The organism is Streptococcus sp. HMSC057G03 (assembly GCF_001808745.1).
Taxonomy (GTDB): Bacteria; Bacillota; Bacilli; order Lactobacillales; family Streptococcaceae; genus Streptococcus; species Streptococcus parasanguinis_Z.
The window spans coordinates 194,642-203,264 of sequence record NZ_KV794418.1; the positions used below are offsets into that span (position 1 = coordinate 194,642).

General features: G+C 44.1%; 10 protein-coding genes. 1 reads left to right on the top strand and 9 read right to left on the bottom strand.

The window, feature by feature from the left end; all coding sequences use genetic code 11:
• Positions 1–30: 30 nt before the first annotated feature.
• The 4 genes from HMPREF2686_RS02940 to yghU form a co-directional block, all read right to left on the bottom strand.
• On the bottom strand, positions 31–1,122 hold the full coding sequence (locus HMPREF2686_RS02940; protein WP_070449146.1) for an NAD(P)/FAD-dependent oxidoreductase: 1,092 nt from the start codon (positions 1,120–1,122) through the stop codon (positions 31–33).
• A 6-nt stretch (positions 1,123–1,128) separates the two neighbouring features.
• On the bottom strand, positions 1,129–1,926 hold the full coding sequence (locus HMPREF2686_RS02945) for a Nif3-like dinuclear metal center hexameric protein (RefSeq protein WP_049507188.1): 798 nt from the start codon (positions 1,924–1,926) through the stop codon (positions 1,129–1,131).
• Positions 1,913–2,602 (bottom strand): tRNA (adenine(22)-N(1))-methyltransferase, encoded by a 690-nt coding sequence (locus tag HMPREF2686_RS02950; protein WP_070449148.1) that lies wholly within the window; start codon positions 2,600–2,602, stop codon positions 1,913–1,915. Before HMPREF2686_RS02950 ends, HMPREF2686_RS02945 begins: the two co-directional genes overlap by 14 nt.
• Positions 2,603–2,684: 82 nt before the next feature.
• Positions 2,685–3,476, bottom strand: coding sequence for a glutathione-dependent disulfide-bond oxidoreductase (gene yghU / locus HMPREF2686_RS02955; RefSeq protein WP_070449150.1), 792 nt, complete (start codon positions 3,474–3,476; stop codon positions 2,685–2,687).
• A gap of 137 nt (positions 3,477–3,613) precedes the next feature.
• Here yghU and add point away from each other — a divergent pair, with 137 nt between their 5' ends.
• Positions 3,614–4,633 (top strand): adenosine deaminase, encoded by a 1,020-nt coding sequence (add, locus tag HMPREF2686_RS02960; protein ID WP_070449151.1) that lies wholly within the window; start codon positions 3,614–3,616, stop codon positions 4,631–4,633.
• Between the two features lie 295 nt (positions 4,634–4,928).
• Here add and HMPREF2686_RS02965 read toward each other — a convergent pair whose 3' ends face one another.
• The 5 genes from HMPREF2686_RS02965 to HMPREF2686_RS10310 all read right to left on the bottom strand — a co-directional run.
• Positions 4,929–6,110, bottom strand: coding sequence for a glycerophosphodiester phosphodiesterase family protein (locus tag HMPREF2686_RS02965; RefSeq protein WP_070449153.1), 1,182 nt, complete (start codon positions 6,108–6,110; stop codon positions 4,929–4,931).
• A gap of 18 nt (positions 6,111–6,128) precedes the next feature.
• Entirely contained in the window at positions 6,129–6,812 is a 684-nt protein-coding gene (locus HMPREF2686_RS02970) for a DnaD domain-containing protein (RefSeq protein WP_049483308.1), read from the bottom strand.
• A 9-nt stretch (positions 6,813–6,821) separates the two neighbouring features.
• A complete protein-coding gene (gene metA, locus HMPREF2686_RS02975; RefSeq protein WP_024055870.1) occupies positions 6,822–7,766 on the bottom strand; it encodes a homoserine O-acetyltransferase MetA in 945 nt (314 codons plus the stop codon).
• Positions 7,767–7,867: 101 nt separating this feature from the next.
• The gene (locus HMPREF2686_RS02980; RefSeq protein WP_049506642.1) at positions 7,868–8,380 is read right to left on the bottom strand and encodes an adenine phosphoribosyltransferase; all 513 of its coding nucleotides are present in this window, start codon (positions 8,378–8,380) and stop codon (positions 7,868–7,870) included.
• 157 nt (positions 8,381–8,537) lie between these two features.
• Positions 8,538–8,623: TipC family immunity protein (locus HMPREF2686_RS10310; protein WP_148130192.1), on the bottom strand; the 86-nt coding region annotated here is incomplete at its 5' end.

Consider the following 8,623-nt stretch of genomic DNA (forward strand, 5'->3'; position numbering starts at 1 on the left):
CAATTGAGAGGCTAGGACTTTTGTCCCAGCCTACTTCTTCACATATTGTTCAACTGGATAATCTGCTGGATCTAAGCGCAGGTTTCCTCCTACCACGAGTTGGGATAGGTGCCACCCAATGAGGGGACCAGTTGTGAGGCCAGACGAACCAAGTCCACTGGCGACATAGAGGCCTACTTGATCAGGAACAGCTCCCCAAAATGGTGAAAAGTCACTGGTGTAGGCACGGGTTCCCACGCGCTCCCCGATAACTTCGGCTTGAGCGAGTTCTGGATAGTAGGCCAAGGCTTCTGTTTCCATCTGATTCAGCAAAGCCTGATCCACTGTCAGGTCAAAGCCCATCTCATTTTCATGGGTGGCTCCCATACTGATCTTTCCATTTTGGAAGGGAATGATATCCAGCTCTCCTTCAGGCATGACCACAGGATAATCAGCAGTATCTAGGTCTAGCTGATAATCCCGCAGTTGCCCCTTTTGCGGACGGACATCAACTTGGTAGCCAAGTGGCTCAAGGATTTGCCCCAACCAGGCTCCTGTTGCTAGGATAACTTGGTCATAGCTTTCTCCTGCAATCTGATAGCCATCATCTGAGACTGAGAGAGCAACCTCTTTCTTGATCACTCTTGCCCCACTGGCTTTAAGAAGCGTTTCCGTTAGAAGGGCTCCCTCCACATGAGCACCACCTGATGCATAAAGGAGCTTCTCAAAGCCTTGTAGATCAGGAAATTGCTGGGCTACTTCTTCCTTAGTCAAAATTGCCAAGTCCCCGATTAAGGGAGATTCTTCTCGTCGACTCAGCGCCAACTGATAGAGTTTGTCTAATTTTTCTTCCTTTTTCTTGAGGAGATAGACGCCGGTCTGCTGGTAAAAATCTGTTTTAATTCCGTCCTTGGCCAGATCTTCTACCAATTCTTGGTAAAAGTCTGCTCCCAGACGAGCCAGGCGATACCAGGCCTTATTCCGCCGTTTAGAAAACCAAGGGCTAATAATGCCTGCCGCTGCCTTAGTTGCTTGGCCGACTCCATGGTCATAGACGGTCACATCCACTTGTACTTCTTTGGATAAATAATAGGCTGCAGTAGATCCCACGATCCCTGCACCGATAATGGCAACTTTCATCATGCCCCCTTAGATATGGTAAAAAGGATTGGTGCTGGCTTGACTGCCAATCACTTCAATCTCCCACGCTTCTTCAGCCTTCCACTGATTGAGCTTTTCTACTAATTTTGACACAAAAAGAACCTCGATATGGTGTCCCGGATCCAAGGCCAAGAGCCCATCACTCAGCATGTCCTGAGCCGTGTGGTAGTAGATATCTCCTGTGATATAGACCTCTGCTCCCTTGGCGAGAGCATCCTTGTAAAAGGACTGGCCACTTCCTCCACAAATGGCGACGTGCTCGATGACCCGTTCCAAATCTGCCTGGTCATAACTGACTATGCGCAAAGCATCTAAGCCAAAGGTTTCTTTGACCTTTTCAGCCAACTGGCCAAAGGTTTGGGTAGCTACCCGACCGATCCGGCCGATTCCGAATCCTTCCCCTGTCATACTGAGGGGCTCTGTATCTTCAATGTCCAAGAGGTGGCAGAACCAATCGTTGAGCCCATCTGGAACAATGTCAATATTGGTATGGCTGACGTAGACTGCGATATCATGCTTGATCAAGTCGATATAGATCTGATTTTGAGCCCGATCAGCTACCAAATCCTTGATGGGACGGAAAATCGGCGCGTGCTTGACGATGATCAAGTCCACCCCATAGCCGATAGCTTCCGCCACCGTCTGTTCGCGGATATCTAAAGCTACCATGACCTTCTTGATGTCTTTTTGCAACGTACCAACTTGTAGGCCACGGACATCTCCCTCCATGGAAAGTTCTTGAGGACAGTAAGCTTCATAGCGTTTGATGACTTCACTTGCTAGCATTTAGGACCTCCTTGATTTGGGCGATACGCTCTTCTAACGATGCTCTGGCGGATTGATTCTCAACTGGGACCTGCTCCAAAGCAAAGGCTAATTTCTCCACTTCCTTGGACCACTTTTGGACAAAGGCTGGGGCCTGTTCCAGCATCAAATAGGGACCAAAACGCAGTTCCTTGGCTGTCAACTCTTGAGAACCGTGTTCCACCACGAGGATCTCATAGAACTTCTCATTTTCTTCCAAGATAGCTTCATCGACAATGCGAAAATCATGGTTTACCAACCAAGCCCGCAGTTCATCCTCTCGATTATTGGGTTGCAGGACCAAGCGAGAGACACCGGCTAATTTCTCAAGCCCTGCTGCTAGGATATCTGCAATCAAGCGTCCTCCCATGCCCGCAATAGTGATACAAGAAATGCCGTCTGTTGGTTCAAAGGCAGCCAAGCCATTGGCCAGACGGACCTCTATCTTATCTTCTAAACCATTATCGGCAACATTTTGGAGAGCAGACTGATAAGGTCCCTCAACCACTTCTCCTGCAATAGCAGCCTCAATCTTGCCTTCTTGTAATAGGGCGATTGGGAGATAAGCATGGTCACTTCCCACATCCAACAGACGCGCTCCAGCTGGGACGAAACTGGCCACCAAGTCCAATCGATTCGATAATTTTGTAAATTCCATGTGCTACTTTCTAAACTTTTATTCCATCCTTTAGTATACCATGTTTGCACCATTAAAAAAAGGCGCGACAGCGCCCTTTTCATTATGCATCAATTTCCTTATATTCTACTACTAAGCCACGTTTCACAGCTGGGCGATTGGCAATTTTCTCTGTCCAAGCCTGCAGATGCTTGTATTCCTTCACATTTAGGAAAATCCCAGCACGATCCCAGACCTTGTCTTGGGCTAGACGGCCATACCAAGACCAGATGGCAATATCCGCTATGGTGTAGTCATCTCCTGCAATATAAGGTTTGGTCGCCAATTCCTTGTCCAGTAGGTCCAATTGACGTTTGGCTTCCATGGCAAAGCGATTGATGGCATACTCGATTTTCTCAGGCGCATAATGGAAGAAGTGACCAAAGCCTCCCCCTAAAAATGGTGCAGCCCCTGTCTGCCAGAAGAGCCAGTTGAGCACTTCTGTCCGTTTAGCAGGATCTGTCGGAATTAATTTGCCAAATTTATCGGCTAGATACAGGAGGATATTGGCCGATTCAAAGACCCGAATCGCTTCCTCTCCTGACTGATCCAACATAGCTGGAATTTTCGAGTTTGGATTGATGGCTACAAAGTCACTTCCAAACTGATCTCCCTCGCCAATCTTGATGCGATAAGCATCATAACCAGCTTCCACTCCAAGCTCTTTCAATTCCTCCAGCATAATGGTGGCCTTGATCCCATTGGGTGTTGGAAGGGTATAGAGTTGGAAAGGTTGGTCACCTTTTGGAAGGGTTTGTTCAAAGCGGGCACCTGCTGTTGGTTGGTTCAAGCCACCCCAGGCTCCTCCCATTTGACTCGGTGCTTCCCATACTTCTGGTAATTGATAATCTGACATCTCTTTTCTCCTTTGTCTATATTACTACTAGCATATCAAATCTCAGGCTCCCTTTCAAAGATCTGCTACGCGAACGCTACTTGACTTTTCTTGGCAAAATGATAGTATAGAAAAAATACAATTTTAAGGAGAAAACCATGTCCACGATCGATTTTCATAGTTTGGCAAAGACAGAACTCCACTGTCACTTAGACGGTTCCTTGTCTCTTCCGACTATTCGTCAATTGGCAGCCCTGGCCAATATTGACCTCCCTGCTAGCGATGAAGAGCTCAAACACCATGTCTCTGCACCTGCCCACTGTGAGAATCTCTTGGACTATTTGGAGGCCTTTGACTACATTCGGCCGCTCCTCCAAACCAAGGAAGCCTTGACGCTTGCTGCTTACGATGTGGCCAAGCAAGCTGCTCTTGAAAATGTCGTCTACATCGAGGTCCGCTTTGCACCAGAATTGTCCATGAACCAAGGGCTAACCGTCCCAGAAACTATCGATGCTGTCTGTGAAGGACTGCGCCAAGCCAAGGAGGAATTTGGCATTGTTGCAAAAGCCTTGGTCTGTGGCATGCGACAGTCCGATCAAGAACTCACCTCTCGCATTCTAGCAGAAGCGAACCAAGTTAGTGATCAAGATTTTGTCGGTTTTGACTTTGCTGGAGATGAGCACAACTACTCTCCAGAAGATATTCGACCTTTAATCGAGCAAGTCAAAAGTTACCATCGCCCTATGACGCTTCACGCAGGTGAGTGTCATTGCCCACACTTTGTAGCCCAATCGATTGCTTTTGGCATCAAACGCAATGGCCACGTGACGGCTCTATCTCATGAACCGGCCTTACTCCAATCCTTTATTGACAACGGGGTCACTGGTGAACTCTGCTTGACCAGCAACCTCCAAACAAAAGCAGCGCCGACTATAGAAGATTTCCCTTATCTGAAGATGAAGGCAGCCGGTGCTCGGATCAGTATCAATACTGATAATCGCACTGTATCTGATACCGACCTCACCAAGGAATACACCCTCTACCATCAACATTTCCAAACCAAGGAAGCTGACTTTTACCAGCACAATGTTGATGCCATTCAGGCTTCCTTTGCCAGTGACGAGGAAAAACAAGAACTCCTTAGTAAACTAGAAAAAGCCTATGCTGATTATTTATAAACATTTTAGCTTGCATTTTAGCTTAAGATTGAAGACAGAAACTTATTAAAAACTTTCCTTATGTGAGTACGGACGTCTGCGAACTTCTCCGAAGTTCCAAGACTAATTATTGAGCCTAAGGTCTCAATAATTCCGAGCACCTGAAACAATAGTGTTTCAGGTGCTTTTCTCACAGCGGAAAGTTCCAATATTCGCTTGTCTGACGCTAAAAAAACATATATTTTTGCGCCATTTTATTTCGAAAAAATTTGTCTACATTCAAAAACTAGCACTTTTATAAAGTGCTAGTCTTTTTCTATTTAGAAACTGATTCATACAAGGCTACATCTTCAGGAGTCAACAAGCCAGTATAAAAACCGTCAACATTTACATTCGCATACTTAGTTAAATCATCATAAGTATGGATAGTATGAATGTAAATACGTTTTCCAAGTCGATGAACTGCATTTATAAAGTCTGGATTGAAGCGAGGATCAGCAAATGAAATCGTTACTGCCTCGATTTCATCATGTTTTGAAATGAAATCGATAACCTCTTCTGCACTATCTGGCGAAGAATACAAGGTATAGATAACATGCTGGAAAGGATAAATAGCTTCAATTTCTCCGAACATATCTTGATTATAGACTTGTGGAATCACACGATCCAATAGTTCCTTGTCTCGCTTTTTCGCTTCTGAAACAATATCTTGAAATTGAATGATCATATCTTCTTTGGGAATTTCCATAGATTTAGTATCTGTGATCAAAACCATATCTTTATTGATCACCATTTGATCCAAGACATCTCCCACTAACATCGTCGTGAAACGACTTGGTGTTTCTGGAGAACCATAAGCCTTAAATTTTTTCCATTCATCAGAAGAAAGAGCAACATCATTTTTGTTTCCAAACTGATTCCAATCATGAACAGCAGCCAATTTTTTATCACTTGTCAGATAAAAATCCATTTCAAACAAGCGATGTCCTAGACTATAATTCTGTTGCAAAGCTTCTAAGGAATTAGTATAAAAGGTGTTGTATTCTTTTTCTCGAATCGCACCACCCGCATGGGCTACCAATCTAGGAGAATCCTTTAGCCACTCCTTCTTTTTAGCTTTTGTGTAATGAACAAAGCCAAATTGATTCGATAATTGACCATTTGTTAGTGTTTCAAGTACTTCCTTATCAACATAATCTTTCGATAAGAAAGTCGTATCCTTGTCTACTTTAAAATGATAGTGATTCTTATCAAATTCTTTTGTTTTTTTATTCCATTTTATCTGGATCGTCACGTCAGCTTCTTTTTTTGTATAGCCATCTTTTGTTTTTGAATAGCCTGCCTGTACTAGGCTATCTTCAACCGGATACAGACCTGATGACAATATACTTGTACGCGCAAAATAATAGCTGACGACACTAAATAGTAAAATCAGCCCAACTAAAAGTATCGTAGGATATAACCATCTATATTTTCTTTTTTTATCTCCCCGTTTCATCCTTTAAGACATCTCCTCCTAATCCTTCCACAAATCCATGGCCTTCAAGAAATCGTCTGAAACGGTCACATTGCGTGGGTTGGCTTGTTCGCGTTCTTGTAGTTTCGCCTCTACTTGGGCTAGACTGTTGATGCCTTCACTGCGCCAGTTGCGTAAAATAGCTTGGATATATTTCCAGTGTGGCTTGCCGTTAAAGACAGCTTCTCGTAATGCTGCCTTGATCACGTCTGGATCTGTCTGATCTTCGCGCACAGTTTTGGTCAGGTCTTCAATTTCAAAAGGTGTCAAGAGACGTCCCAGTTCTTGTTGGAAGGTTTCCACCAAGTCCTTGATGACATTTCCCTTAGCAGGCGCGCTCTGTGTCTTCCCTTGTGTCTGGGCTTCTAAAATCTCATCCAAGCGCTCCAGGGCAATGGTCGCATCAAAGATGGCTTCAATCTCGCCATTGAGCTCAATGGTCCGGTACTGAAGGAGTCCCTTGGTGGTCAAATTGGACATAATCCGATTGACTTCTGTCACCGTTTTTCCTAGATGACTAGCAATCTGATTGGGAGTTAAGGCCTCTTGGCCGGTCGTATTTTGAAGGAAGAAAAACTGCCAAACCAAATAGTCATCTGCTTGGTCAAACAACTCATGATAATGAAAAAGCAAGGCACTTGGAAGAACCAAGTTGCCATACTTAAATGCTTGTGAATATGTCATAATTCCCCTTTATAGGTAACCATAAAATGAAATATCTTTTTCCAATTCTTCCAAGCGGTAAGGTGTTTCTTGATAAACCGCATAGTTGATCCAATTACTAAAGAAGGTCGTCGCAGCTAGATTCCAACGAATGCGAGGCTCTGTATTAGCATCATCCCCATCAAAGTAATTCTTGGGAACGTCCGGATCCAAGCCCGCCTTGACATCTCGGTGGTATTCTTTTGCCAGTGTATCGCGATCATACTCCAGATGGCCAAAGCTATAGACCTCACGCATGTCTGGACTAGCAATGATGGAAAGTCCAACTTCATTTCCCTGAGCGATCACTTGAAGATTGCTCTTTTCAAGGACTTCCTTCAAAGGAATATCTGTATAGCGAGAATGAGGGGCAAGGAAGCGATCGTCAAATCCTCTCATGAGCAGACTATCAGGACGCACCACTGCTTGGTCATAGATACCGGATAGCTTGTCACAGAGCTCTACTTTTTGAATCCCGTAGCGGTGATACAATCCAGCCTGGGCTCCCCAACAAAGGTGTAAGGTAGAAAAAACATGACGCTTGGCCCATTCAAAGACCTGGGTTAATTCTTCCCAGTAGTCCACTTCCTCAAAGTCCATCTTTTCGACAGGCGCCCCCGTCACAATCAAGCCGTCATAGTAATTATCCTTGATATCCTCAAAAGTCTTGTAAAAACTCTCCATATGCTCGGCCGCTGTATTTTTAGACTTATGGCTCGCCATATAGAGGAAATCTACATTGATCTGCAAGGGCGTATTGGCCAGAAGGCGTAGCAGTTGAGTCTCAGTTGCTTCCTTAGTCGGCATGAGATTCAAAATCAGAACATTTATAGGACGAATATCCTGGTGAGTTGCTCGAACATCATCCATGACAAAAATATTTTCTGAACGAAGAATATCTACTGCAGGTAATTTTTTATCTAGTGTAATTGGCATAAAAAGCTCCCATCGTGCAAGTTCTTAACTAACATTATATGATAGGAGCTTATAGTTTTCAATTATGGTTTTTCTGTAGCCAGTTATAATATTAGACTATATTAGTAATGCATCAAAACTTTGTAGTCGTAATCGCCGATCGCTTCGCGACCTTTCAAGTCGTCCAACTCGATCAAGAAGGCACACCCTGCAACCACCCCACCGAGTTTTTCGATCATTTCGATGGTTGCTTTCACCGTACCACCTGTCGCCAAGAGGTCATCAACGATGAGGACACGTTGGCCTGGTTTGATAGCATCGGCGTGCATGGTCAAGGTATCCACACCGTATTCTTTTTCGTAGTCAGCAGAGATGACTTCGCGTGGCAACTTACCAGGCTTACGAACAGGTGCAAATCCAATTCCCAATTCAAAAGCGACTGGACATCCAACGATGAAGCCACGCGCTTCAGGACCGACGATCATATCGATCTTCTTATCGGTTGCGTATTGAACGATCTCACGAACCGCATAACTATAAGCATTGCCATCTGCCATCAAAGGGCTGATATCACGGAAGGTAATCCCTTCTTGTGGATAGTTTTCAATGCTTGCAATGTAATCTTTTAAATTCATGGTTAACTTTCTTTCATAAAAAATTTTTACATTCCATTATACCATGAATTCTACTAACTTGCATCATTTTTGCCAAATCATTTTCCCAAGTCTCCGCGTCAAATGCAAAAATCCCACCTCCGAAAAATGATGTGGGATTAGATTCAAAAAAAACTTACTACTCTTCTATCAATTTGTTGTACTTGATTTTCATATCTCCCAAGTTTTTCAGGGAATAACGGGAACTTCCATTCTTAAACCAGG